Consider the following 25,231-nt stretch of genomic DNA (forward strand, 5'->3'; position numbering starts at 1 on the left):
CACCTTTATTATTTGATATGCCTAACTAAATTTATGCATGTGCCATTTGCACAGCTTGTTCTATATCTACAGCAACCATTCGTGAAACACCCGGTTCAGCCATAGTTACACCGGTCAATCTGCCTGCCATTTCCATGGCAATCTTGTTATGACTGATATAAATAAATTGTACTGATTGTGACATCTCTTCTACCAAACGGCAAAAACGACCCACGTTTGCATCATCCAATGGCGCATCCACTTCATCTAGCATACAGAATGGAGCTGGATTGAGCCTGAATATTGAAAACACTAATGATAATGCGGTCAGCGCTTTTTCTCCACCACTAAGCAGGTGAATTGTCGAATTTTTCTTGCCTGGTGGCCTTGCCATGATGCTTACCCCACTTTCGAGTAGATCATCACTGGTCAATTCAAGGTAGGCACTACCACCGCCAAACACTTTCGGGAATAATTCCCCAAAGTCTGTATTTACTTGTTCAAACGTGGCCTTAAAACGATTTTTTGTTTCTCGGTCAATTTTTTGAATCGCCCCTTCAAGGGTATTTAACGCTTGTGTTAAATCATCAAGCTGCTGATTTAAATAATCACTACGCTGCTTGGCCTGCTCAAATTCATCAATTGCTGCTAAGTTTACTGCGCCAAGCTCATTTAAAGCTTGGGTGGTTTTAGTCAACATAGCTTGCATACTATTTAAATTGGCATTGTCAGGCAGTTCTTCAAGTACTGTTTTTAAATTTTGTTCCAGTTCTTCAAGTGGCTCTAAAGCGGCTTGTGCTTTAACGATTAAACTTTGCTCATCCAGTGCCAATGCTTGCAACTGCTCTTGTAACGTAACCAACTCTGATTGCGACGATTTCAGCGCTGTTTGCTTATCAGCAAGCTCCTTTTTAGCTTGACTCAAGGCCGCTTGCAAGTTTTTCAGCTCAACGTCACTTTGTTGATGCTTTTCAAGCAATAGCATGATTTGCTCTGCCACCTCTTCAAGCGGGATCACTAACTCTTCTAGTTGCTCATTAAGCTCTAACACAGCCTCACTTGCAGCACTTTGGGCGGCATTGGCGTGTTGCAATTTGGTTTCGCTAAGTTGACACTCACTGCGAGCTTTTTGCTCAGCCAAATTTGCTTGGTGAGCCTGCGTTTTATATTGCTCAAGCTGAGACGCAACTTGGCGATAGTTGTTATTTGCCTCAGTTTGTCGTTGTTTAGCCTGCTCTAGTTCTGTTTCCAGCGTTAATTGCTGCTCTAGCAATTGCTCAAGTAAACTCTGCTGGGCTTGTTGCTGCTCATCGGCATTTTGCTTTTGCTCAGCCAGTAAGGTTTCACGCTGTTGTAACTTAACAAGCTGGTTTTGCCACTGCGTTTGCTGCTCAAGCAACATATCGCGTCGAGTGCTAGCCGATGCAATCTGCTGAGCCGCTTGGTGAATTCGCTCTCTGTGTTGCTCTTTGTCAACGATGAGCGTTTTCTTATATGCCAGATGCTCGTTTAGCAATTGCTGCTTGGTTTCTAATTGCTCGTTGAGCTCTTCATCTAACTGCTGTGCATCGCTAAGCTGAGCATGCTTTAAAAGCAAAGAATTGTCGGCGTCTTTATTGGCATCGGTGTGAAAGTTACGACCATGAATACAGCCTTCTTCATCAATCACCGCAAGCCAATATGGATCCGCCAAAATAGCGTCATCAAAACAAGGTTGAAATGCAAACCGTGCTAATAAATCAGGGTAAGCACCCGATTCGATATAATTAGCTAATGACTCTTTTGGTAACTCATCATCAGATGCAGGCCAAACACTGTTAGCCTCTTTATGTTGACTGACCTTTAGATGCTCAAGGCCAAGTAGGGCTTGTTCAACTAACGGCTCAAAGCCTGGTGTCACTTTTAGCTGCGCTAATAAAGAGACACTTTCGCTGTCGGTTTGCTCTGATAACAAGGAATTAAGCGCTGCAATACTGGCTTTGTTTTCATTACTATGCTGTTGAACCCTTCTAAAATCTTGCTCTAAATGCTGTTGCTCTTTATCAGCTTGTTCTAGATTCTGAGTGAGCTTATTAAGCGCACTTTGCTGCTGAGCAAGCTCTTTAGTCAGTGTTTGAATATGCTGTTGTTGCTCAGCAATTTGCGCTGCAACAGGAGTTGCTTCAAGCTCACTAATTTCAGCGGCAAGTTGTGCCTGCTGAGATTCAAGTTGCGCAAGAGTCTGGGTAAAGTGAGCCTGTTGACTCTTTGCAACAGTAATATCACTAGCATGAGTTTGATTCTTTTGTAAGGTGCTTTGGTATTGCTCATCAGCACTTTGTTTATACTGATGTTGTTCAGCAACTTGTTGCTCTACCTCTGCAACTTGCTCAGCGCACAGTAAACTTTGCTCAATCGCTTCTTGTAGCAGCTCTTGTAACATTACAGCCGATGCATGTTGCTCTTCTTGCAGCTCTTTGTTTTGTAACTGCAGTTGTTGCTGTTTGATAAGGTTTTGGCTAAGTGTTTGTTGTTGCTGCTTTAAACTGATCTGTTGCTGCTCTTTACGCGTTAACTCAGTGTGTGTTTGATGTTGAGTCTGCTGGGCATCTTGCAATTTTTGCTGCTCTAGTTGCACCTGATTTTCAAGACTTGCTAACACATCATCATGGCCGGAATGCGCTTCTTTAAAGAACTGGATTTGCTCTTTAAGTTTATTGATTTGCTCGGCTTTATCGATTTGTTGTTGGTGTAGCTTCTGCCACTTTAAGACCGCAATTTGTCCTTTTAAGGTGCGCTCAGTGGCTTTTAACTCTCGATACTTTTTTGCATCGACTGATTGCACTGCAAGCTTATCGAGCTGTGTTTGTAACTCTTGCCTTACATCGAGCAAACGTTCAAGGTTTTCGCGGGTGCTTTTAATGCGGGTTTGCGTTTCACGACGACGCTCTTTGTATTTTGAAACGCCAGCTGCTTCTTCTAAAAAAACACGTAAATCAGCCGGTTTGCTCTCAATTAAACGCGAGATCATGCCCTGCTCTATAATCGCATAGCTGCGCGGGCCAAGACCTGTTCCTAAGAAGATATCGGTAATATCACGCTTACGGCATTTACTACCATTTAGAAAATAAATTGACTGACCATCTCGGGTCACTAAGCGCTTAATCGCCACTTGGTTTCGATCAGCAAAGGTATTCGGTAAATGGCCACTGGTGTTATCAAACACCAACTCAACAGAGGCTTGTGAAATAGGTTTTCGATTAGTTGAGCCGTTAAAAATAACATCGGTCATGGCATCGCCACGTAAGTTTTTAGCTGAGCTTTCACCTAGCACCCAACGCACTGCATCGATGACATTTGATTTGCCACAGCCGTTCGGGCCGACAACACATGTCATCTGATCAGGAAATGGGATCTTAGTGGGTTCAACAAACGATTTGAAACCCGCTAATTTTATGGTGCTTAAGCGCATCTAATTGTTTTACCGATTTTTATTGTTATTCTTCAATTTAACCCATTTTAGGGTAAAAGGTTAAGCGTGGCGCTTAAAATTATCTAAAATAATACCCGTTGCCATGGCTACATTAAGCGATTCTGCTTGGCCATAAGCCGGAATGGTTATTTTATCAGTAACTAAGCTTTCGCAATCAGCACGTATACCATGAGATTCACTGCCCATAAGTAATACGGCATCTTGCTTAAGAGCAGTTTTGTGAATGTTCTCACCTTCTAAAAATGCACCATACACAGGAAGATTTAAGCTAGGTAAGTAACTGGTTAAGTCGGTTTGTGAGACACACACGCGAGCAAATGAGCCCATGGTTGCGCTGATGGTTTTCGGGTTATAAGCATCCGCACTGTCTGTGCTGGTAACAATATGCTTAATACCATACCAATCAGCAACACGAATAATGGTACCTAAATTCCCCGGATCCGACACACCATCAAGGGCTAAAATAAGTCCTGATGTTGGTAATGCTTGCTGACTTGGCATATCAACAACAGCAATGGCGGCGTTGTTACTCACCAGCGTGCTGGCTTTAGTTAGGCTGTCTTCATCTGCTTCAATGACTTGATGGGCTGCAAGCGCTGTTTGATGCGCAGAAATAAATGCAGGAGTCGCAAAAATATGAGCAATACTTAAACCACTGTTTAGTAATTCAAGTACATTTTTTTCGCCTTGAACAAGGTACTGGTTATATTGCTTTCGGTACTTTTTTTGACCTAATGCACGAATTAGTTTCAGTTGGTTTTTTGAAATCATAACAGCCTCATAAAATGATGGTTTAGTATATCAGATTCTGTACTCGAAAAACCAAGGGGAAAGTGCCAATTGCTTATTCAATCAGCACTTTTAAGAGACACTAGCTAATAAGAGTTATTAACTAATTTTCGTCAGCCATTCATTTAACCATGGCTCAGTAACAGGCCAAGGCTCAAAATCTTCGCAGGCATCAATTTCTAAACGATGACCGACAGGTTTTGCCTGTAAATCGCGAAATAGCTCATCAAAGCTGCGGCCTGCACCACAAAACGTATCGCCATAGCTGCGGTCGCCCATAGCAATAATGCCGTATTGCTTGCCTGTTAACATAGGAAATTGATCGTTTAATTGGCTATATAAAGCGACTAAGTTATCAGGAATATCACCCTGACCCGTCGTTGATGTGATCACCAAAATATGTGATGCAGCCAGCATGTCATCGACCGTGCCATTTTCAACTAATTGCGCTTGATGCTCTGACTTTTCAATAACTTCAATAACTTGCTCGCTTAAACGCTCAGCACCGCCGTAGACACTGCCGACAAAAATACTAATGGTTGCCATAATAATCCTTTTCTTCTGTTGGCCAGCCAAGTTGCTGGCAAATCGTTAACATTGCATCGCCTAATGGCGCTCTAATTGTTATTGGTTGCTTGCTATAAGGGTGCACAAACTTTAATTCAGAGGCAAATAACATTAAACGACGAAGCTGAAAATGCTCTCTAAAAAATTGATTATGCTGATTATCACCATGATTTACATCACCAATAATAGGCAATGATAAATGTTTTAAATGACGACGAATTTGATGTTTGCGACCAGTTTTTGGAAAACACTCCACCAGCGAGTAACGAACTGTTGGGTATTTACCAATTGGAATAGGTAGGCTTGCTTGGTGCAGGCAATGAAATTGCGTTTGTGCTTCTTGCGGTGCTTTATCTTGATCAGCAAACTTATCGGCAATTTTATCAAGCTCTTCTTTTAAAGGTTTATCTAAGAAGATTGATTCGTTTAAAAAGCCTCTTACTAAAGCTAAGTAACGTTTTTCAATTTGCCCATCAATAAATAACTGGTTCATGTCACGGGCTGCTTCTGAACTTAACGCAAACAGTAATACGCCTGAGGTTGGTCTATCTAAACGATGTACAGGAAACACGTGTTGACCAATTTGGTCACGCAGCATTTGCATTGCAAATTGGGTTTCGTGTTTATCTAAGAACGAACGGTGAACCAATAAACCTGACGGTTTATCAATCGCGATGTAATTTTCATCGCGGTACAGAATCGTTAACTCGTCAAATTGTGGCTTAACACTCTCTTGCATGTTAGTTATCACTTAAAAGTTGATCGAGTTTTTGTAAAACGGTAATCACATCATTTCCGCCACTGTGTTGTGCCAGCATCATTTCAGCCATAGGCGCAATTGCAAAATTACGGGGTAAAGGCTGGGCATGTGCAATGAGGGTATGCATTTTTTCAAGAAAAACAAATTGCAGCCATTGCTCAAATGCCATGGTGTCATGACAAAACGGCGCACTAGAATTGAGTGCACTTGGGTCAATCGGTGTTGTTTGCCATAGTGAATGGCGTTGTAATATGGATTCTAATTCGCGCAGCAGCGCCAAAGTCTGTTGATGCATTGTAAAACTCTTAATACCTTTTTACTTAGGGAAGGTAAACAGACCCTAGTATACCCTGTTCCAAGGCGCCATGGTATGGCGTATAATTCGCGGCTGATATAGATTAATAACGGTAATTGAGATTTTATGACTGAGCAGATCGCCACACTAGGGCAACTTCTGGATGCAGCAGGTACCACTTGGCGTGCCTTCGATATTGGCAGACACATCACGAAATTAGACAAAAAACAATTTCTTGCCATTGAAGAAACAAAAATCCCTTACCCATACCCGCTTGCTGGTCATGCTTGGCTTGCTATTCAATTTTGGGATGTAAAAGCATCTAAAGAACCTTATGTATGGTTTTTAAAATTTCCATTAGATGAGCAAAGCCGCCTAGTAAGCGCAAGCCGCGATCACTTTGCAAATATGGTAATTGAAGCACTTGGTACAGAAATTACCGGTGAAAATGCCGAGGGCAAACTTGATAACAACCCCTATGTATTTACGCCAAACGCTAACAAGCTAGCAGCATTTAATGCGCAGGTTAAATGTTTACTTAAGCAAAGTGCTTCACAGTATTACGAATATGCTCAGCTGTATTTTTCAGGCAAACTGGGTTTTGATAATTGGCAAAGTGTTGCAGTACAAGGTATTGCTGACTTTGCGATGCGTTTAGATAACGACACCAATTTAGCAAATCTACAAGCCGCCTGGGGGCAATTACCAGTCGAAGTATTACAGCCGCTGAGTGCAATGCTTGAACATGTGGCAATCGAACCCGTGTTTGCAGAGCAATTGTTAGCCTATGGTTTAAAAGCGATAGAGCAAAAAGATGACATCGCCCTTGTTGCAGCCCTCAGAAGTTTATCAAAAACACCAGCGCAAGGTTTAACCGCGCAACTGGTTGATGCTGTATTGCGCTCTGATATGAACACCCAGTCAGATGTACTATTAACGATTGCAGGGCGTTGTTTTAGCACCCTTGAAGACCCTGAACGCTTACATGTGTTTATGGATTGCTGTGCGCACCATACTGAGATTGAACAACTGTTTGTGAGTATTTTCACCGATTTAGTTGCAATTCCTAGTATTCGCCCTCACCTACTAGGTTTATTAAGAAAAGAAAATCGTAGCGAAACACTCGCTCGCGCAATTGGAAGGTTATTCTCGTAAATGGCAGGCTTGTGGACACTCATCATCATTGGCAGCATCATCTACTTTTTTTGGTTAAACAGAAAAGTAGCCGAAGCAGCTAACCTTCATGCACAAAGACAAATTGAGCAATTGAATGTGCAATTGATGAGTGTTGCTTGCAATAAACGCAGAGTGGGCATTTTAAAAAGCGGTAAACCTGGTATTAAAAGCGAGTTTATTTTTGAGTTCTCAAGTGATGGGCAAAGCGTGTATCAAGGCGTTTTGATCATGGAAAATGAATTACTTAAAAGCGTAGTAATACCGCCGCACAAAATTTAAGTTGCGAGTTGCGAGTTGCGAGTTGCGAGTTGCGAGTTTTACAAAGTAATTGTTGGTGCGAGAAGTACACCCCCCAGAAAGAACTAAGGCGTAGCTATTAGCCACGCCCCAATCTTGCTACTTCCATGATTAAGTATCCGTACTTATGCCGAAGCTGCCTTTTTATCTATCCCCTGAACGGGTATACATCCGATACACCCACCATGCTACATCTTGTAACATTTAACACATCCTAGTGCCGTCCTCTTGCCATCAATGGCTATCCACTTCGTTTTCCAAACGCTCCTTTAGCTTCCTGCTAAATCATCCTTTGGTCAGTCCTTTTCAATCGCTCCGCGATCGTACTGCATCCTGGCAGTGTCCTCGTTCTTCCTTGCTTCCCTAGCACTTGTCCCTTTGCTTCCTGCTAAGCACCTTGCTTTGTTGCCATAATCCTAATCCTTGGCATCAGTTCAATCATTGAACCCGTGTCTTCTTGACATGATTAAGTTTAGAGAAAAGAGGAAATCTTGATAGGCATAAAAATGAATTTTTTCTTAGTCACAAAAATGCAAAAAATAATAAATCGTTTAAAATCATTAGAATAAGCTTTTTTGGGTACAGATTTAAAGGCATTAAACTGACAAAGCGCACAGCAATGTGAGACTTATCTCACATTGCTATTTCCAAAACGTCCTTTCGTCAATTTACTGCTTTAAACATTAAGTCTCCTTCGACTTGGTTAAAGCTTAGGGCTTTGAATACCTCAAACCCTTCAGAACTAAAGAATTCGCGCTGCTCAGGGCGAGTAACAAATACTGCTAAACCACTTGTTTGACTGCTTGACTCAACTAAATTATCAAGACCTCGTAGCAGATATCTGCCGAAACCTTGCCCCTGAAAATGTGGATCAACGGCAATGAAGGCTAAAAACATATAATGGCCCTTGCTCGAAAGCGCTTCACGGATAGTTCGCTCTTTTTCTATAAGCTGATTAGTCTGCAAATAACCCGCACTGAGCATTAATTTTAAGCGCCAATGCCAATATCGTTCAGCTTGTAGTTCACTTGCAGAATCAAATACACAGGCAATCGCTTTTAATCTACTTTGCGAGTAAAGGCCTATTAATGGCTGTTTTTCTTGCCAGAAACTTGCTAGCTCTTCACGTACCAAAGCACGTAATTTAGTTTCATATTTACTTGGGTTATCTTGTTGAAACCCTAGTACATTCTGAAGAACAGGGTCGTCATGATAGGCTTGATAAATAAGGCTTGCGGCAGTGCTGATGTCTTCAGCACTAAGGTATTGCACACTTAAGGTTTCGGGTTCAGCAACTGTCAAAATACTCATCCTTTTATTTGTTTTATTATTTTCGTACTAGACTATGAGGTATATACCTAACAGCGATTAAAGACAAATTCAGCGTAAGTTAAACTGCGGTTCATCATCATTAAGTTCAAGCAGTAATAAATATCGCCATACACAAGGAGCAGAACTATGGATACGACAAAACATGACATTTCGACCTTATTTGCACAACTTGGTTTACCAAGCAAAGAAAGTGAAATAGATGCTTTCATAGCATCGCATCAACTGTCAGATACCACCCTCTTACAGGATGCTCCATTCTGGGATGAATCTCAGCAGCATTTTTTAGCTGAATCGCTAGCTGAAGATGGGGCTTGGAGTGAGGTGATTGATGAATTAGACGCGCGACTGCGTCAATAAAAACATGAATGCTTATTTGTGGCCTAAATTGCATCTGCTTTTCGGCCACAAATAAGGAAAGTAATTTCACAACACCTCTATTATTGCTACCATACGCGCGCATCGCAGCCATACACTGTGATGTTTTTTATGCTTGCTCGTTTATTTCATTATGTAATTTTACGAGTTGGTATTAGTCTTTATTAAAGAGTTTATACAAAAATGAATGCCGTTGTATTTGATGCAATTAAAACCCTTCTTGACGAAGGTAAAACCCCAACAGTTGCCTTAACCAAAAGTAAGCTAACACAACCTATGCCGATGCCTGTGATCATCGCCGCGGTTAGCCAATATAAAAACAATCCGGATTCAATTAATAACTTCATCAATAACCCGTCAAATGAACAACTGAGTACACCAAAAGAAAGTCAATTGGACCGTATTGAAGCTAAATTAGACAGGTTATTAGCACTGCTTGAGAAAAAATAATGTTTGTTGTCGATCTGACTTTTGATTGCTACCAAGATACTACCCTAGAGCTTGCTGAGCAGGCAATAAACCGCCTAGTTAATGCACTTCGTTTTAACGGCCAAATCATTGGTGATGAATTTCCAACGGTTTTAAAAGATGGATTTTTCATTACCCGTGTGATGTGCCCGACCGAAGATGCGATGCATCCGCTAAATCATAGTCCGTTTGTAAAGCACAGTATTGAGCAATTACACACCGCGGGCTTACTTGCACCAAAAGTTAAAGTGGTCGGCCAAGATATTCACTCAAATGGCGCTGACATGTGTCATGATCCGTCGTGCTATATTCTATACACTACGTATGTGCATACCTGTAGCCCGCTCTATTGTGGTGATGACTTTTTACCTGTGCCGTTATTTCGCATTCCGGCCATTGCCAATGGCGATTATAAAACACTAATAAAATGGCAAGAAGACTGGCAAGCGTGCGATCAAATTCAGATCAATGGTGCAACCCGTTGTGAATTTCCTGCGCTTGAAGAGCTAACTAGCATCAATAGTGACTTATATCGCCGTGGTCGCGATATCACTAAGCGTATTAGTTTTCTAACCAAGAAGCCGGTTTATTACTATTTATACCGTGTTGGTGGCGTTGATAAAGAGTCAGAGCTTAAACGTCGCTGCCCAAGTTGCGATGGCGAGTGGAAATTACCTGAACCATGGTTTGGCTTATTTGATTTTCGTTGTGAGCCTTGTGGGATTGTTTCGAATATCTCGTGGGACTTTCAATAACCAAATATAGGCAATAACCAGATACACGAAAGGGGCAATCGCCCCTTTTTACTTATTAAGTTTATACCGTTACTTTGTCTAAAAACTCACTGATACTATTTGCTAATACATGATACGGTTTTTTACCCACGTACTCTAAGCAAACCTCACCGCTTTCGACTAATACAGTAATAAGCAGATCATCTTGCTCTGTTAGGCCTATAAACACGGTTTCTGGCTGCTTTAGCTTACGTTTCATCAGTACGTGACCCGTAATATTTTGCTGTAAGCGGCTAAAATCATCTTCATTCCATGCTTGTAGCAATTCAATGTGATGATCATCAACATTCAATAACAAGTTACCCGCATAAAGATGACCAAATAAGGGGTTTAAGTCTTCAGGAAAAGATAACTCGAGCGCCATGGCTAGGTCATCTAAACTGCCGGCAGGTTGTTGTGGGACTGCACACCACTGAATAAGCCCCTGCTCATCAACTTCGCCCTGCTCACATGGACTTGGCCATGCTGTATCATGTTCAATAACAGGAAGTTTTCCTGTGCGTTCTAGGCATTTTTCACTAAATGCTTGATGTAACTTATCTAGTTTTATAGAAACAGACATACTGCGAAACTCATTGGCTTTAGGTATAATGCCAACATTGTAACTACAAAAGTGTAAAGATGACAGATTACAGCAACTCACCCGAACTAAAAGACAGTGTTCTTGGTAAAAGCACAGAATATGTTGATACCTATACGCCAAGTTTGTTGTTTCCTATTGCCCGCAAACTAAACCGTGATGCTTTAGGTGTTAGCGAAGATAACTTACCGTTTAAAGGCCAAGATATTTGGACTGGCTATGAATTATCGTGGCTAAATAGCAAGGGTAAGCCAATGGTCGCTGTGGCTACTTTTGTATTTCCTTGCCAAAGCAGTCACATCATTGAGTCTAAGTCATTCAAGTTGTATCTGAATAGCTTTAATCAGACACGCTTTGAGACGCTAGAAGACGTACATCAAGCGCTTAGCAAAGACTTATCAGATGCGGTAAATGCACAGGTGTTAGTTACCTTATACCAAGCAGACGATTTCAACTGTTTACCTTTTACAGCGTTACCGGGTGAGTGTATTGATGATCTCGATATCGAAATCACCAGCTATGATATTGATGCAAGCTCACTTCGTCATAATGGTGATGAGGTTGTCTCAGAAACCCTTCACAGCCATTTACTAAAATCGAACTGTTTGATCACCTCGCAGCCAGATTGGGCGAGTGTGATTATTCGTTATAAAGGCCAAGCAATTTGCCATGAAGCCTTATTAAAATACTTAATTTCGTTTCGTACTCATAACGAGTTTCATGAGCAATGTGTAGAGCGTATCTACTGCGATTTAATGCAGCAGTTAAACCTCGAAGAGTTAGAAGTGTATGCGCGTTATACACGCCGTGGCGGTTTAGATATCAACCCTTATCGCTCAACTAATCAAGATGAAACTCCCTTCAAGGTGAAAATTAATCGCCAATAACGTTGGTGACAATAAAAAACCGAGTTCAACTCGGTTTTTTATTGTCTGAAGATTCATTACTCGTCTTTAAAAATCCCCACATACGTTGGTGATGTATTTGATTTACTCGCACGATACATACCAGCGGTGTTAAACGGCAAGCTGATGTTCCCTTTAGCATCAATGATGATCACACCGCCTGTGCCACCTATAGGCATTAATACATCGTGGATCACTTCGTTACCCGCTTCAACAATGGTTTTACCTTGGTATTTTACGCGAGCACAAATATCAGCTGCCACATTGTAGCGAATAAAATACTCACCATGCCCTGTCGCAGATACTGCACATGATTCATTTTCAGCAAACGTACCTGCACCAATCACGGGTGAATCGCCCACACGGCCGAAGCGTTTTGCAGTCATACCACCTGTTGAAGTACCTGCAGCAATATTGCCGTTTTTATCAAGTGCAACTGCACCAACGGTGCCCATTTTGTAATTAACAGGCAGGGCTTTATGTGCTGCTTGGTAGTCTTTGCTAGTTACTTTTTGTTTATCGAGTTTTTCTTTGGCTTTTAATAATGCCTTGTAGCGATGATCTGTATCGAATAGATTGTTTTCAACCAGCGGCATACCTTGGGTTTTTGCAAACTCTTCGGCACCTTGACCGCTGAGCATGACATGCACTGATTTTTCCATCACTAGGCGTGCCAGATTAATAGGGTTTTCAATATGTTTAACCCCTGCAACAGCACCTGCTTGGCGTGTACGGCCATCCATAATTGATGCGTCAAGCTCATGAGCACCATCATAAGTATACACAGCACCGCGACCTGCGTTGAAATACGGTGAGTTCTCAAGCACATTAATTGCCGCAGTGATGGCATCTAAGCTCTCGCCGCCCTTTTCGAGTACCGCATAGCCGGTTTCAACTGCTTCTTTTAGTTTTTCACGATAGGCTTTTTCTTGTTCTGGTGTGAAGCGACTCTTCTCTATGGTTCCTGCACCACCATGAATAGCGATAGCAAAAGGTTGATCACTACTGTAGCTTAGGGTACTAAATGATAATGCGCTAAGCGCAATGGCTGAGGTAAGTAATGTTTTTAGCATAAGGGCACTTATATTTATTTTAGTTTGTAAGCCCAATGTGAATAATTCAGCGCTGTATTTCAAGCTTTAACCGATGAAAGAAACAAAAAAAGCGCCTAATGGCGCTTTTTTTCAGCAGTTTAAAATTAAGCTTGCGCTGCTTTTAAACGTGCTAAACGAGCTACTTGGTGAGTAGACGTTAAGAAAGAGTAGATAGGTGCTAGGTAGCCACGTTTGCGAAGTTCTAAGAACTCTTCATCGCTTAGTGAGTTAAGTTTTTTCTCATCAACAAGGTAGATACCGTTGATGTCTTTTTTCTCACCTTTAATTTCTACTGTTAGCGTTTGCGCTACTAATAATTCTTTGTCTGCTAAGAATTTAGTAAATGCTTCTGTTACTTGCGAAAACTCAATGTAAGAAACAAGTGCTTCTTTACGACGTTTAAGATAATCGGTCTCTTCACCGTTTTCGAAAAGTGCGTTACCCGCTTCTTCACTTACTAATGGGCTTGCTTCGTCAATTACGATACCAAATTGGTCAGCTTCTGGGTGCTTAACAAGACCAAGTGGATAACGAGTCATTGCCATTGGAGCAAATGCCGCAGTCCATTTACCATCTTGGATGAAAAGGTTTTCGCCTGGCTCTAGACCAAATAACGCAACTGCTTGGAATTGACCTGATTCGTTGTTTTTAACAAATGCCATTGGGAATTCATTTGCGATGCGTGCAAATTCGTGTGCAACCACAGGTACTAAGTGCTGAGTTTTCATAAACTCGATATTGATGCCATTTTGGATTTTAGTGTTGGCATGTTTTTCGTTATGTAAAGGCTGTACTTGTTGCTCCGCCATGATACTGCTCCATTAATTTTATAATATGTTTTTGCTGTTAGTGCCCAAAGCCTATAGGTTTTGGCAACAAAAAGGAAGTGAAAATTTTGTGGCAGTTTGTACATTATAGATTAACAAAATTACCCACCTTACCAATCAATCCCAAATGATGAAAAAACAAACTATAAACAAGTAAATATTATCACGCATAAGCCACTATTTTTGTTAGTATATTCAACAATTATGGAAATAATGAGGCAAACAATGGAAGGCTATCATTTAAATAAAGACTATAAAATAAGCAGCGTTTTCATTGCTGAAATTAATGAGACTGTCATTATTATTGATGACTTTTTACACAGCCTTGAGCCTATTTATCAATTTGCTACAGAAACAGCTTATTTCCAGCCTTTCGGTAGTGATGGAACGCTCTACCCCGGCAAGCGTGATGAAATGCCAGCGCCTTACTATCGTGCTTTTGAGCAGTTAATTAATGAGCTTTTAGAGCAAGGGATAATTACAAGCGGTGAAAATAATTTATATCTTCACCGCTGCAAGCTTTCATTAGTTACACAAAATGCGGACGAACTAAATACCTTACAGCGTATGCCACATATTGACTCGACGGACGATAAAACATTTGCTGCAGTGCATTATTTATCTGCTAAAGAATGGGGTGGTACGGGCATTTACAAATACCGCCCTGATAACATCATTAAAGTGACAGCTGATAATCAAAATAGCGTACATAAAATGATTGCTGATACTGAAAAGCACAGCGCAACTCATCAGGGCTATTTAAATGAAACCACAGAGCTTTTTGAAAAAGTGGTGAATATTGAAGCAAAGGTTAATAGGTTAGTAATTTATAAGAGCAACCTACTGCATAGCGCAGCTCTTTTTAATAACAAAAAGTACAACAATGATATTAACAACAGCCGTTTATCTATCTCTTCGTTTTTTAGAATTAACTGAACTGGCTAATGCTTTTTAGCCAGCTCAGTTAATGAAAACTAGTTTTTCTGTAAGCCAAATTTCTTTATTTTATCTAGCAGCTCTCTGTGCTTAGGTAGCTCATTTAATAACTGCTTTACGCGTTGCTGCTTAAATTCAGCAACGTGTTGATTGTCGTTCTGCTTAGATTGCTGCTTGACTGGTACATAATGCATACCAAACAGTACGTATAAGTAGTTTTCTAAGTCGAATAAATCGAACTTACTGGCAAAGTCTTCTCGTACCGGTGTAAAGCGCTGCCAACGTGCTAGGTTATTTTTTAGTTTTTCTGATAGCTGGTCGGTTTTCTTGTTATCACGCCAAAAGGCCGAATCGGTTCTATCCGAAATACAGTAATGCATCTTTATAAAATCAAAGGTTTGCTGCCATACATAATTCACGTGCTGATTGTAATCATCAGCAACTAATTTAATGTCATCGCGGCTGCGCGGAAAACGTTTAGCTAATAACCCTGCAGAAAAGTCCGCAATTAAAATAGCTGTGGCTTCGAGTGGCTCAACAAAGCCTTGCGATAACCCTATAGCGACACAGTTTTTGTGCCACATTTTTTCTCTGTGCCCTACTTTCATCGGGATTTTTCTTGGCGTTAAATGCTCAAATTTATTACCTAAGTAACGATGTAATTTTTCGTGAGCTTGCTCATCGCTCATATACTTAGATGAATAAACAAAACCCACTCCTCTTCGCTCTGTAAGCGCAATATCCCAGATCCAGCCAGCTTGGTGTGCTGTGGCGATAGTATAAGGCGGTATTTCATCATCACTTTGTGTAGGCACTTGCAAGGTGATTGCGGTGTCGGTTAATAAGCTATCTGATTTATCGACAAAACCGACCCCTAGTTTTTGCCCGATAAAGGCAGCCGAAAAACCAGAACAATCAATAATAAAGTCAAACTCTAAGGCGTTACCTTCTGAGTCAATTAGATGTGTAATAAAGCCTTGCTGATCACAGGTTATATCTTTAATTTCAGCAAAAAGGTGTTTTACGGAAAAATGTTGCGTGGCATGGCTTCCTAAGAATGAAGCAAACTTTTTAGCGTCAAAATGATAAGCATAACCGTTGATACCGGCATATTGCGGTGTTGCGATTGTTTTTGGCGCTAGATTATTTTCACAGCACACATGCTGCTTAGAAACAAATTCAGCGTAGTCATTGCCGTTACCGTCAGCAAGCCACTGCTGCGTTAATTGCTCACCAAAAATATGTGGATGATCAAATAAATGATGGTAAAAGTTAGCACCATGTTTGTGTTTATCTAGCCAATTTACAAACTTGATTGACTGCTTAAAAGTAACATCACATTCATTGATAAAGTCACTTTCACTGATACCAAACTTTTGCAATGAGTTGCGCATCGAAGGAACAGTTCCTTCACCGACACCTATGCTGGCAATATTTGGTGACTCGATTAACGTGATCTCAATGCCACTATGTAAAAGCGCATGCCCCAAATGGTTAGCAGCTAACCAACCTGCTGTTCCGCCACCAACAATTGCGATTTTTTTTATCATTTTTACTCGCCCACTTTTTATACCAATTCGCTTAATTAAATGGTCTATTTTGAGGCAATAAAACCTCGTTGATAACAAGGCAAAAATTTCGTTATTTAGTTGTTCTAAATCAGAAATTTTTAACGCAGGTAGCGACAGGTTTAATCCCTCAAAATGACTAAGTATTATTGCGGATTGGTATCACTCACAAAAAAGCCCAGTACAAGCTGGGCTTTCTTAATTTCGTTATCTAAATCAACTTAGAAACGTAGTGATACACCTAGCTTGTAGCGTGCTTCACCTTCAAAGCTCCATGCTGGATAGCCGTTACGAAGCTCTGGAACTACTTCTGCATCAGCAGGTGCAACACCGATTTGTACGCTATCTTCTTCAGTTAAGTTAACAGCTTCAAACGTTACGTCAATGTTATCAGTTACGCTGTAGTTAGCACTGAAATCAAGTGTACCGTATGATTGGTGCTCACGGTTACCGTAGAAACCAGGTAGCTCACGGATCATGTACTCTGAACGCCAGTTATAAGCTAAACGTGCTGAGTAAGTATCTGTTTCATAGTAACCCACTAAGTTCACAGTATGCTTAGACGAATCTGAGAATAATGGGATCATATCTGGATAGTTTTCAGCTTCTGATGGTGCATCTACGAATGTGTAGTTTGCTGAGTAACCAAAGCCACTATCAAAGCCATCTTGAATTTGTAGCTCGATACCTTCGATTTGGCCACCACTTGCATTAAGCTTAGTAGATAACGTCCAGTTATCACCTTGAGTATCTGGGTCTACAACACCGATTTGTTGATTCAAGATTTGGCTTGAAGTAACAAATGATGTGATGTCTTTGAAGAAGTAAGTTGCACTTACCATACCGTCACCATCAAAGTACCACTCGATACCTAAATCAGCTTGAGTTGCTTTGAATGGGTTAAGGCCTACGTTCCCTTTAGTTAGTACTTCGTTATTTGCTGTACCATCAGCGTAACCTGCAAAAGATGATGCAGAGAACATATCTGTGTAGTTAGGACGTGCAATAACTTGCGCTGCAGAGGTACGTAAAATTACATCTTCAGCTAAATCAAAAGCGATATTGATGCTAGGTAATACGTCGTTGTAGCTAGCTTTATCTGTGCTTAGTGAGCTTTCGTACTCACCATTTGCAAAACCGTAGTAATCTGATTCTGCATCTGTAGAGATATAACGTAAACCGAAGTTACCGCGGATAGATTCTGCAGAGAACTCAGCCATTGCGTAAACTGCGAAGTTTTCTTCTTCGATTGTACCGTAACCTGAACGGTATACAGCTGAATCGTTATCGAAGCTTGCAATTGCAGCACGTGCATCAGTTACCATCTTGTCAAAGTCTGGCTCAGGTAAAGTAAAACCAGCACCTGATGACATAGTACCTGAGTAATAAGTCTCACCATCACCACTTGGTAATGTATCAACTAAAGTAGTTGAGTAAGTCTCTTGTTTTACTTCATGGTCAGCCCAACGGAAACCTGTTTTGATTGCTGTGATAGCACCAAAATCTACAGGGAAAGAAAGGTCTAACTGTGCGTAAGTTTCTTCATCTGTATTAGGTTGCTTTTTAAGTGCCCAACCAGCTGGAGATAATGGACCTGCAAAGTCTGATGCTTCAAAGTATTTGTTATTGATATCAATTTTGATCACATCGCCCGTTGCATCATAAGTACCTGCGTAATCAGATGGAACACCGATGAAGTTACCGTAGTTTGCAGTTAGGTCTGTACCACCTTCTGATTCAGTTGTACCAAAACGACCTTTTAGAGTGAAGTTTTCACCTTCGTATTTAAGGCTAAAATCAGCTGTATCAGATGTCATGCTTGCAATACGAGCCCAAGTTTGAACCCAACCAGGGTTTGCGCCTTCGCCCGTACGACGGTAGAAAGTACATGTACCTGATGCATTTGTTTGCTCACAAGCTGCTTCTTTGTCGTCAGGGAACATTACAAAGTTTGAGGTATTTGCATTGTTTGCATCTAACTCAAGGCTCATGATGTTTAAACCTAGCTCTAGGTTTTCTGTAGGACGATACTGGAAAGTTGCATTTAATGCTGTTCGCTCACGCTCCTGTTGGAACGTAGTAGGAACAATATCACCCCAACCAATCAGTGATTCGATACCGTTACGTTGGTAGTTTGTTTCAGCCCAAGATACCGAACCTAAAACACCGAATGTTTCCTCGTCATTTTTCCAGCTAAATAAGCCAGAAACTTGAGGGTCAGTTTCTTCAGAGATTGTGCCGTAATCGCCTTTTACACTTAAGAAAGTCGTACCAGCGTCAAGATCAAGAGGCTTACGAGTGTTAACAATAACAGTACCACCTACACCACCTTCTACAACGTCTGCTTGAGAAGATTTATAAACTTGGATTTCACCAACTAATTCAGGTGGTAAAAGTGTGTAGTTGAAACTACGATCGATTGATTGTTGGTCATACCAACCTGTTGATGCAACAGTTTGACCGTTTAAAAGTGTGCGTGTTAATTGGCTTGAAGCACCACGAATAGACACTTGCTGACCTTGACCGAATTGACGGTTAACTGCAACACCTGAAATACGACCAAGTGCTTCACCTACATCGCCATCAGGAAATTTACCAATGTCTTCTGCAGAAACAGCGTCGACAACGCTGTCAGCAAAGCGCTTAGTATTCATTGAAGCTTCAAGTGAACGGCGAATACCGCGAACTTCAATTACTTCAACATCTTCTTGAACTTTAGTTTCTTCTGCTGCGTATGCAGCGCCAGTGAACCCAGCACTCATTACGAGGCCGATATTAACTGCTAATAAGCTTTTCTTAAAATTTTTAGCTAACACAGGATTCCCCTTGAATCATTTTGTTGGTTTTTTATATCACTTCTGCCCAGTGATGATGACAACGCTGTCATCTAGTAACAAACCATACACTCTAAATTACATTTGTGCTACATCTTTTTGGTTAATTTGTGCAAAAAATTTACAACGAAATAATCAAGTAATTGATATAACTAATATTTAATATTGAGTTTTTAAGAATTGTTACAAATAAACGGCGCAAATATAGCATGAGTGATATTACAGATGAAAAGACCAAAAGGATGAGTTTTTGAAAACAGCTAAAAATAACGTGCATTTTTGTAAGCTTAAGTTGCCACTGTGCAACTATTAACCATAACTAAAAGTTATATAAAAACTGTTATCTAACAGTTGATTAGCTTAAGAAACTAGCTTGTTTCTAAAAGCACTCTGTCATGTACAATTTATTTTTAACTTTTTCTGGGCAGAGTAAGCTAAAGGGGTTTGAGAATAACAATCAATAACAATGACAGCGTTGTCATTTTTAATTATATAGGGCCATTTTGTACTTGTCTAACACTTTGTGGCGCTATTTTAAGAAAGTGCGTTGATACGAAATGGTTTGTTTAAAGTGAATATTTAACAACAAAAAAGCGAGCCTAAGCTCGCTTTAGATAAGTTGGTTTGATTAGGCGATTAAGGTGCCCAATAAACTTCAATATTGATGTGTGGGTGATTTAATACTGCACGCAAAGGCATGTCAGCAACTGCACCGCCCTCTTTAGCCTGTTTATATACTGCAAGTTTTTCTTCACCGCTAATTAATAGCTTAACAACTTTAGAATCTGCGATTGCAGATAACGTTAGCGTCATACGCTCAGTGATCTTGCCAGTTACATCACTTTCAATGGCGTTAATTGCACACACTAAATCATCTGTGGCTAAGCCATGTTCAAGGCCTTCGGCGTGTGGGAAAAGTGATGCTGTGTGACCATCAGGACCCATACCTAAAATAGTCACGTCAAAAGGACGCTTTAATGCTTTATAGGCAGCTTCACAATCAGCTACACCATTTTGAGCCGTTAATGCGTCATTTTTCATCGTTACGAAATTAGCTGCAGCGCCATGGTTTTGTAACAGCGTGCTTTTGATAAATGCTTCATTACTTTTTTCATGATCAGCATCAACCCAACGCTCATCAACCATAGCTACATCAATGTTTGCCCAGTCAAGTTCAAGGTTTGATAAATGCTTATAAGCAGGTGCCGGCGATGAGCCACCCGATACCATCAGTACCGCGCGACCATCTTCTTTAATACCAGCAACAAGGCTTTGTTCAAGGCTTGAAGAAAGCTCAGCTGTTAATTCGTCTTTGTTTGCAAAGAATTTTTCAACAATTGTTGCCATCTTAATTACGCCTTATCGCCTGTGTTAAACCATACATGATTGTTTTCTTCTAACAATTCATCAGCATCGTCCGGTCCCCAAGTACCTGCTCGGTATAACGAAGGGGCGCCTTTTTCTTGCCAGCGCTCAATAATTGGATCAATCCATTTCCAAGCTTGGCGCACTTCATCACGGTGAATAAACAGTGATGGATTATTTGCCGCAGCATCTAACATTAAGCGCTTATAAGCATCTGAATGGAAACCATTACTATAAGCCTGAGATAACTCAATGTTCATTGTTACTGGCTCTAACTGCATCTCAAGGTTATCAAGACGCTTAGACATCAATGTTAATTGAATTGTTTCTTCAGGTTGCAGACGAATAACGAGACGGTTTGGCTCAATATTGCCTACGTTGTCTGTATAAACATTGTGTGAAACCTTTTTGTATTCAACAACGATTTCAGCACAACGCTTTTTCATACGCTTACCAGTACGAAGATAGAAAGGCACACCAGCCCAACGCCAATTATCAATATGCGCACGAATAGCAACGAATGTTTCAGTTTTACTAGCACCTTCGTTTAATTCTTCTAAGTAACCAGGGACGATTTTACCGTCTAAGTTACCTGGCACGTACTGACCACGTACGATGTTCGCATCAACATCTTCAGCCACTAACGGACGTAACGACTCAAGTACTTTTAACTTTTCAGTGCGGATGCTATTGGCGTTTAATTTATTTGGTGATTCCATTGCTACTAAGCAAAGTAACTGCAGCAAGTGGTTTTGCACCATATCACGTAATGCACCGGCTTTGTCGTAGAAACCAGCACGGCTTTCTAAACCAACCGTTTCTGACAAGCTGATTTGGATATTATCGATTGATTTAGCATCCCACAAATTTTCAAACAAAGAGTTAGAAAAACGCAGTGCCATTAAGTTTTGTACGGTTTCTTTACCTAAGTAGTGGTCAATACGGAAAATCTGTTCTTCATTAAAGTATTCAGCAATTTTCGCATTGATTGTTTCTGCTGACTCACCACAGTAACCAATTGGCTTTTCAACCACTACACGTGATGTTTCTGTGATTAACCCTTTTGAAGATAAAATTTCACAGCAGCTACCGTATACTGCAGGTGGTAATGAAAGGTAAAAAACACGAGACTTATCAGCATCGTGTTCATTTAAAATATCTCTTAGCTTATCCCAGTCATCATCGGCTTCAGTAACGTTTGAAACAACAGGAACTAAGTAAGATGCAAACGCTTTCCAATCTTTTGCGTTGTATTCACCTTTACCTAAAAATTCTTGCAAAGCTTTATGAGCTGTCTCGATATATTCTTTGCATTTGTTTTGGTCACGTACCGTAGGAAGGATGCGCGAACCTTGAGGTAAATTACCTTCTTGATAAGCGCGATACATTGCAGGAAGCAATTTGCGTAACGCAAGATCACCACCGCCCCCAAAAATTACGATATCAAATGGATTTAGCATATATCACTCTCTACATTGGCAATGCCGAATAAATTAACTCCATGACTCTCATGAAATTTGGCAATGCTCGTTGTTATCTGGTTGATCTGGCTTTGTTTGATAGTTCCATTAACAAAACCTGTTGAATTTGTTTTGTGAGTAGCTTACTCATTATTCTTGTATTGGCTGAAGTAAATGAGTCTTAGGGGCTCTGTAAATCCTCTCACAAAAATACAGGCCCTAAGAACTCCAGCGCTACCCGTTCAAAGGTATCCGTTTTGCAGCTATTGCTGCGAATCTGTTACTGCTTACGATGCGTTTTATAGTAAGCGATCAGTCCATTCGTTGAACTGTCATGCGGATGACTTACTGTGTCATCAAATAATTCAGCTTCAATTTTAGAAGCAAGTCCTTTACCTAGCTCTACACCCCACTGATCAAAAGAACAGATTTCTAAGATGATGCCTTGGCAGAAAATCTTGTGCTCATAAAGTGCAATTAAGCGACCAACTGTTTTTGCATCAACCTTGTCTAATAACATTGAGGTTGTTGGGCGATTACCCTGATGAATCTTGTGATTCAATAATTCTGCAATTTCTGCTTCAGATTTACCTTTTGCGGTTAAATCAGCAGTTATTTGCTCTGCATCAACACCGGCCATCATTGCTTCGGTTTGTGCAAAGAAGTTTGATAATAAGATATCATGGTGCTTACCAACATTAACTTGCGGCTCAATTGAGGCAATAAAGTCAGCTGGTACAATTACATTACCTTGGTGCAGACATTGGTAAAATGCGTGTTGGCCGTTAATACCAGTCATACCCCAAATAATAGGTACTGTTGTGTAAGACACTGTTTCACCATCAAAAGTAACGTGCTTACCGTTACTTTCCATCTCACCTTGCTGTAAATATGCAGGTAACATGTGTAATGCTTGGTCGTAAGGTAAAATAGCTTGCGCCGTATAACCTAAGAAACTCGTATTCCAAACACTTAAAAGCGCCATTAATAATGGTACGTTGTTTTCAAATTCAGCATTTTTAAAATGCTCATCAATTTCAAACGCACCCTCTAAGATTTCTTCAAATGCTTCAAAGCCTAAATACAAGGCAATTGGTAAGCCTATCGCACTCCATAATGAAAAGCGACCGCCTACCCAATCCCACATTGTGAATACGTTTTCATCAGCGATGCCAAAAGCTGCTGTTTTCTCTAAATTTGTACTAACAGCAACAAAGTGCTTAGCAATGTGCTCTTGAGCCTGTGCTGTTTGCAAAAACCATTCAACCGCTGATTTAGCATTAGTCATGGTTTCTGATGTTGTAAACGTTTTAGATGAAATAACAAATAACGTCGTTTCAGCGTCTAAACCTTGTAAAACTGATGCAATCTGAACACCATCAACATTTGATACGTAATGAACATTTAATGTGTCATCAGCGTAGGCTGCAAGCGCCTCAGTTGCCATTTGCGGGCCTAAATTTGAACCGCCTACACCAATTGCAACGACATCTTTCACAGCTTTACCTGTGTAGCCTAACCACTCGCCACTGCGAACCTTGCTAACGAACGCTTTCATTTTAGCAAGCTCAGCGTTTACTGCGTCTGTTACGTTTTCACCATCAACCATTATAGCTGTATTAGCACGGTTACGAAGTGCAGTATGAAGTACAGCACGGTCTTCAGTAATGTTAATTTTTTCACCACTGAACATTTTTTCGCGCCATGCGCTAATGTCACACTCTTTCGCTAAAGAGATTAATTGTTCAAAAACTGTTTTATCAATTTGTTGCTTCGAGTAATCGAATAATACACCTGGGATCTGAGCTGAGAATTGCTCGAAACGCGTGCTATCTTTGGCAAATAAATCTTTAAGATGAATTTGTTTCATCTTCTTGGCACTTTCAGATAGTGCTTGCCAACTAGCTAATTGCGAACGGCTGCTCATATATATAATCCCCTCAAAACTTGCAACAAACTGATTTTTAACTATCTTTTTATTAATGTTGAATAAAGACAGCAATTAAAAACACGATGAAAATTAACACTAAGTTAAAATGACAACGCTGTCAATGTTCTACTTTTACATTTTATAGTCGAGATAATAGCGCAATTTTTCTCTTTTGACACCGGTATCATAAAAATTATCTCAATTATTTTACTGCTAATTTGGTAGAACATTAGATACACTAACTAACTTATATTAAATATTAATGTACCTATTAAGAAAAAGCGCTCTGGTGAACACTTTTCGATATTATTATAATACAAATATAACTAACTATAAAGTAACTGTATGAAAGTAACCATAAATGATGTAGCCAAACTCGCTGGTGTTTCAATGAAAACTGTTTCGCGAGTGATCAATAAAGAGCCATCTGTCAGAAAAAAAACGTACGACATAGTGATGGACGCTGTAAATACGTTGAACTATCAGCCAAACCTTGCAGCTCGTAACCTTGCAGGCACATCGTCTTTTACTGTTGGTCTGGTATATGACAACCCCAATGCATACTATGTTATCGACATGCAAAATGGGGTGCTATCACGCTGCAAAGAAGAAGGCTATGAGTTGGTTATTCATCCATGCAGCTATCTTGATGCGAATATGCAAGAAGACTTTAAAACCATGATCAAGCGCTCGCGTTTGGCAGGCCTTGTATTAACACCACCTCTTTCAGAACAAAACAGTATCATAGAAATGCTTGACGAAATGGGCATTCATTATGTGCGTGTGCTTTCTGGTCGTCCTACAGAGGAAGATCAAGACACCTGTATTTATGTAAATGACTACGCGGCAGCGTACGAAATTACTGCTCACCTACTCTCGCTTGGTCATAAAAATATCGGCTTTTTATGCGGCGACAAAGAACATAAGTCAACTACCGAACGCTTAGAGGGTTATCAGGCTGCGCTAAGGGATCACAACATCCCATTGAATGATGATCTGATCTACGAAGGCCAATATTCTTTTGAATCTGGTGTTGAAGGTGCAAAAGCATTGCTTGGTGAGAATAACCCGAAAAACATTACAGCCTTACTTGGCGGAAACGATGAGATGGCTGCGGGTGCGTTATTTGCTTCACGATTAATGGGCATTGAAATTCCACAGCAACTCTCTATCACTGGTTTCGAAGACTCGCCATTCTCGCGTCAAACTTGGCCGAAACTAACAACAGCCCATCAAGCGAATGATGTGATTTCACAGCATGCCGCTCGGTTATTGTTTAGAAAAACCCGTGGTGCACGTAATCAAGATAAAGACATCATCACGACCTTTACCCCTTCATTAGTGGTACGGGAAAGCTCAGGCCCAACCTCAGCTTAATTTATTCAAGTTACGAAAAAGCCGCTATTTAGCGGCTTTTTTGTTTGATGA

At 40.5% G+C, this 25,231-nt stretch carries 22 protein-coding genes; 8 read left to right on the plus strand and 14 right to left on the minus strand.

The window, feature by feature from the left end:
* Positions 1–31: 31 nt before the first annotated feature.
* The 5 genes from AAEU31_RS08195 to AAEU31_RS08215 all read right to left on the minus strand — a co-directional run bounded on the left by AAEU31_RS08195 (position 32) and on the right by AAEU31_RS08215 (position 5,862).
* Positions 32–3,430 (minus strand): chromosome segregation SMC family protein, encoded by a 3,399-nt coding sequence (locus tag AAEU31_RS08195; protein ID WP_421966950.1) that lies wholly within the window; start codon positions 3,428–3,430, stop codon positions 32–34.
* Between the two features lie 60 nt (positions 3,431–3,490).
* Positions 3,491–4,222: an RNA methyltransferase gene (locus AAEU31_RS08200; protein WP_194442717.1), complete on the minus strand. Its 732-nt coding sequence runs from the start codon at positions 4,220–4,222 to the stop codon at positions 3,491–3,493.
* A gap of 117 nt (positions 4,223–4,339) precedes the next feature.
* Positions 4,340–4,786 (minus strand): flavodoxin, encoded by a 447-nt coding sequence (locus AAEU31_RS08205; RefSeq protein WP_130051870.1) that lies wholly within the window; start codon positions 4,784–4,786, stop codon positions 4,340–4,342.
* Positions 4,773–5,546 (minus strand): tRNA pseudouridine(65) synthase TruC, encoded by a 774-nt coding sequence (gene truC / locus AAEU31_RS08210; protein WP_421966951.1) that lies wholly within the window; start codon positions 5,544–5,546, stop codon positions 4,773–4,775. Before truC ends, AAEU31_RS08205 begins: the two co-directional genes overlap by 14 nt.
* A 1-nt stretch (position 5,547) precedes the next feature.
* Positions 5,548–5,862 (minus strand): YqcC family protein, encoded by a 315-nt coding sequence (locus tag AAEU31_RS08215; protein ID WP_421966952.1) that lies wholly within the window; start codon positions 5,860–5,862, stop codon positions 5,548–5,550.
* 126 nt (positions 5,863–5,988) lie between these two features.
* On the opposite strand from AAEU31_RS08215, the gene AAEU31_RS08220 reads away from it, so the two are divergent.
* Both AAEU31_RS08220 and AAEU31_RS08225 read left to right on the plus strand, forming a co-directional pair.
* Positions 5,989–7,017: a DUF3549 family protein gene (locus AAEU31_RS08220; RefSeq protein WP_421966953.1), complete on the plus strand. Its 1,029-nt coding sequence runs from the start codon at positions 5,989–5,991 to the stop codon at positions 7,015–7,017.
* On the plus strand, positions 7,018–7,317 hold the full coding sequence (locus AAEU31_RS08225; RefSeq protein ID WP_063706982.1) for a DUF3301 domain-containing protein: 300 nt from the start codon (positions 7,018–7,020) through the stop codon (positions 7,315–7,317). It begins immediately after the preceding gene.
* A gap of 681 nt (positions 7,318–7,998) precedes the next feature.
* On the opposite strand, the gene AAEU31_RS08230 is transcribed toward AAEU31_RS08225, so the two are convergent.
* On the minus strand, positions 7,999–8,646 hold the full coding sequence (locus AAEU31_RS08230) for a GNAT family N-acetyltransferase (protein WP_421966954.1): 648 nt from the start codon (positions 8,644–8,646) through the stop codon (positions 7,999–8,001).
* A 147-nt stretch (positions 8,647–8,793) separates the two neighbouring features.
* Here AAEU31_RS08230 and AAEU31_RS08235 point away from each other — a divergent pair, with 147 nt between their 5' ends.
* The 3 genes from AAEU31_RS08235 to AAEU31_RS08245 all read left to right on the plus strand — a co-directional run bounded on the left by AAEU31_RS08235 (position 8,794) and on the right by AAEU31_RS08245 (position 10,265).
* Positions 8,794–9,024, plus strand: a complete 231-nt coding sequence (locus tag AAEU31_RS08235) for a DUF2789 domain-containing protein (RefSeq protein WP_135925461.1) — start codon at positions 8,794–8,796, stop codon at positions 9,022–9,024.
* A 201-nt stretch (positions 9,025–9,225) separates the two neighbouring features.
* Positions 9,226–9,492 carry a hypothetical protein gene (locus tag AAEU31_RS08240; RefSeq protein WP_054553723.1) on the plus strand — a complete coding sequence of 89 codons (267 nt, stop codon included), beginning with the start codon at positions 9,226–9,228 and terminating at the stop codon, positions 9,490–9,492.
* A complete protein-coding gene (locus AAEU31_RS08245) occupies positions 9,492–10,265 on the plus strand; it encodes a Zn-ribbon-containing protein (RefSeq protein WP_135925464.1) in 774 nt (257 codons plus the stop codon). The genes AAEU31_RS08240 and AAEU31_RS08245 overlap by 1 nt, the downstream gene beginning before the upstream one ends.
* Positions 10,266–10,326: 61 nt before the next feature.
* Here the strand turns inward: AAEU31_RS08245 and syd are convergent, their stop codons facing one another.
* On the minus strand, positions 10,327–10,866 hold the full coding sequence (gene syd / locus AAEU31_RS08250) for a SecY-interacting protein (protein WP_421966955.1): 540 nt from the start codon (positions 10,864–10,866) through the stop codon (positions 10,327–10,329).
* 59 nt (positions 10,867–10,925) lie between these two features.
* Here syd and queF point away from each other — a divergent pair, with 59 nt between their 5' ends.
* Positions 10,926–11,771 (plus strand): NADPH-dependent 7-cyano-7-deazaguanine reductase QueF, encoded by an 846-nt coding sequence (gene queF / locus AAEU31_RS08255; protein WP_138556854.1) that lies wholly within the window; start codon positions 10,926–10,928, stop codon positions 11,769–11,771.
* 56 nt (positions 11,772–11,827) lie between these two features.
* Here queF and AAEU31_RS08260 read toward each other — a convergent pair whose 3' ends face one another.
* Entirely contained in the window at positions 11,828–12,862 is a 1,035-nt protein-coding gene (locus AAEU31_RS08260; RefSeq protein ID WP_421966956.1) for an isoaspartyl peptidase/L-asparaginase family protein, read from the minus strand.
* Positions 12,863–12,987: 125 nt separating this feature from the next.
* On the minus strand, positions 12,988–13,692 hold the full coding sequence (locus AAEU31_RS08265) for a SapC family protein (protein WP_135925472.1): 705 nt from the start codon (positions 13,690–13,692) through the stop codon (positions 12,988–12,990).
* A 243-nt stretch (positions 13,693–13,935) separates the two neighbouring features.
* Between AAEU31_RS08265 and AAEU31_RS08270 the strand changes: the two genes are divergently transcribed.
* A complete protein-coding gene (locus AAEU31_RS08270) occupies positions 13,936–14,646 on the plus strand; it encodes a DUF6445 family protein (protein ID WP_295512472.1) in 711 nt (236 codons plus the stop codon).
* A 38-nt stretch (positions 14,647–14,684) separates the two neighbouring features.
* Here AAEU31_RS08270 and AAEU31_RS08275 read toward each other — a convergent pair whose 3' ends face one another.
* The 5 genes from AAEU31_RS08275 to pgi all read right to left on the minus strand — a co-directional run bounded on the left by AAEU31_RS08275 (position 14,685) and on the right by pgi (position 23,800).
* Positions 14,685–16,196 carry a tryptophan halogenase family protein gene (locus tag AAEU31_RS08275; RefSeq protein WP_421966957.1) on the minus strand — a complete coding sequence of 504 codons (1,512 nt, stop codon included), beginning with the start codon at positions 16,194–16,196 and terminating at the stop codon, positions 14,685–14,687.
* A gap of 239 nt (positions 16,197–16,435) precedes the next feature.
* Positions 16,436–18,976 (minus strand): TonB-dependent receptor, encoded by a 2,541-nt coding sequence (locus tag AAEU31_RS08280; RefSeq protein WP_206769186.1) that lies wholly within the window; start codon positions 18,974–18,976, stop codon positions 16,436–16,438.
* Positions 18,977–19,684: 708 nt separating this feature from the next.
* Entirely contained in the window at positions 19,685–20,395 is a 711-nt protein-coding gene (gene pgl / locus AAEU31_RS08285; protein ID WP_135925482.1) for a 6-phosphogluconolactonase, read from the minus strand.
* A gap of 5 nt (positions 20,396–20,400) precedes the next feature.
* A complete protein-coding gene (gene zwf / locus AAEU31_RS08290) occupies positions 20,401–21,873 on the minus strand; it encodes a glucose-6-phosphate dehydrogenase (RefSeq protein WP_421966958.1) in 1,473 nt (490 codons plus the stop codon).
* Between the two features lie 280 nt (positions 21,874–22,153).
* Positions 22,154–23,800: a glucose-6-phosphate isomerase gene (pgi, locus tag AAEU31_RS08295; protein ID WP_421966959.1), complete on the minus strand. Its 1,647-nt coding sequence runs from the start codon at positions 23,798–23,800 to the stop codon at positions 22,154–22,156.
* Positions 23,801–24,148: 348 nt separating this feature from the next.
* Here pgi and AAEU31_RS08300 point away from each other — a divergent pair, with 348 nt between their 5' ends.
* Entirely contained in the window at positions 24,149–25,180 is a 1,032-nt protein-coding gene (locus tag AAEU31_RS08300) for a LacI family DNA-binding transcriptional regulator (RefSeq protein WP_135925490.1), read from the plus strand.
* The last annotated feature ends 51 nt before the right edge of the window (positions 25,181–25,231 follow it).

The sequence above is a fragment of the Pseudoalteromonas thalassia genome, assembly GCF_049257215.1.
GTDB lineage: Bacteria > Pseudomonadota > Gammaproteobacteria > Enterobacterales > Alteromonadaceae > Pseudoalteromonas > Pseudoalteromonas lipolytica_C.

Excerpts from the sequence above, each read along its gene's own strand:
- AAEU31_RS08195 (WP_421966950.1), bottom strand. The coding sequence starts at position 3,430 with ATGCGCTTAAGCACCATAAAATTAGCGGGTTTCAAATCGTTTGTTGAA.
- AAEU31_RS08200 (WP_194442717.1), bottom strand. The coding sequence starts at position 4,222 with ATGATTTCAAAAAACCAACTGAAACTAATTCGTGCATTAGGTCAAAAA.
- AAEU31_RS08205 (WP_130051870.1), bottom strand. The coding sequence starts at position 4,786 with ATGGCAACCATTAGTATTTTTGTCGGCAGTGTCTACGGCGGTGCTGAG.
- truC (WP_421966951.1), bottom strand. The coding sequence starts at position 5,546 with ATGCAAGAGAGTGTTAAGCCACAATTTGACGAGTTAACGATTCTGTAC.
- AAEU31_RS08215 (WP_421966952.1), bottom strand. The coding sequence starts at position 5,862 with ATGCATCAACAGACTTTGGCGCTGCTGCGCGAATTAGAATCCATATTA.
- AAEU31_RS08220 (WP_421966953.1), top strand. The coding sequence starts at position 5,989 with ATGACTGAGCAGATCGCCACACTAGGGCAACTTCTGGATGCAGCAGGT.
- AAEU31_RS08225 (WP_063706982.1), top strand. The coding sequence starts at position 7,018 with ATGGCAGGCTTGTGGACACTCATCATCATTGGCAGCATCATCTACTTT.
- AAEU31_RS08230 (WP_421966954.1), bottom strand. The coding sequence starts at position 8,646 with ATGAGTATTTTGACAGTTGCTGAACCCGAAACCTTAAGTGTGCAATAC.
- AAEU31_RS08235 (WP_135925461.1), top strand. The coding sequence starts at position 8,794 with ATGGATACGACAAAACATGACATTTCGACCTTATTTGCACAACTTGGT.
- AAEU31_RS08240 (WP_054553723.1), top strand. The coding sequence starts at position 9,226 with ATGAATGCCGTTGTATTTGATGCAATTAAAACCCTTCTTGACGAAGGT.
- AAEU31_RS08245 (WP_135925464.1), top strand. The coding sequence starts at position 9,492 with ATGTTTGTTGTCGATCTGACTTTTGATTGCTACCAAGATACTACCCTA.
- syd (WP_421966955.1), bottom strand. The coding sequence starts at position 10,866 with ATGTCTGTTTCTATAAAACTAGATAAGTTACATCAAGCATTTAGTGAA.
- queF (WP_138556854.1), top strand. The coding sequence starts at position 10,926 with ATGACAGATTACAGCAACTCACCCGAACTAAAAGACAGTGTTCTTGGT.
- AAEU31_RS08260 (WP_421966956.1), bottom strand. The coding sequence starts at position 12,862 with ATGCTAAAAACATTACTTACCTCAGCCATTGCGCTTAGCGCATTATCA.
- AAEU31_RS08265 (WP_135925472.1), bottom strand. The coding sequence starts at position 13,692 with ATGGCGGAGCAACAAGTACAGCCTTTACATAACGAAAAACATGCCAAC.
- AAEU31_RS08270 (WP_295512472.1), top strand. The coding sequence starts at position 13,936 with ATGGAAGGCTATCATTTAAATAAAGACTATAAAATAAGCAGCGTTTTC.
- AAEU31_RS08275 (WP_421966957.1), bottom strand. The coding sequence starts at position 16,196 with ATGATAAAAAAAATCGCAATTGTTGGTGGCGGAACAGCAGGTTGGTTA.
- AAEU31_RS08280 (WP_206769186.1), bottom strand. The coding sequence starts at position 18,976 with ATGAGTGCTGGGTTCACTGGCGCTGCATACGCAGCAGAAGAAACTAAA.
- pgl (WP_135925482.1), bottom strand. The coding sequence starts at position 20,395 with ATGGCAACAATTGTTGAAAAATTCTTTGCAAACAAAGACGAATTAACA.
- zwf (WP_421966958.1), bottom strand. The coding sequence starts at position 21,873 with ATGCTAAATCCATTTGATATCGTAATTTTTGGGGGCGGTGGTGATCTT.
- pgi (WP_421966959.1), bottom strand. The coding sequence starts at position 23,800 with ATGAGCAGCCGTTCGCAATTAGCTAGTTGGCAAGCACTATCTGAAAGT.
- AAEU31_RS08300 (WP_135925490.1), top strand. The coding sequence starts at position 24,149 with ATGAAAGTAACCATAAATGATGTAGCCAAACTCGCTGGTGTTTCAATG.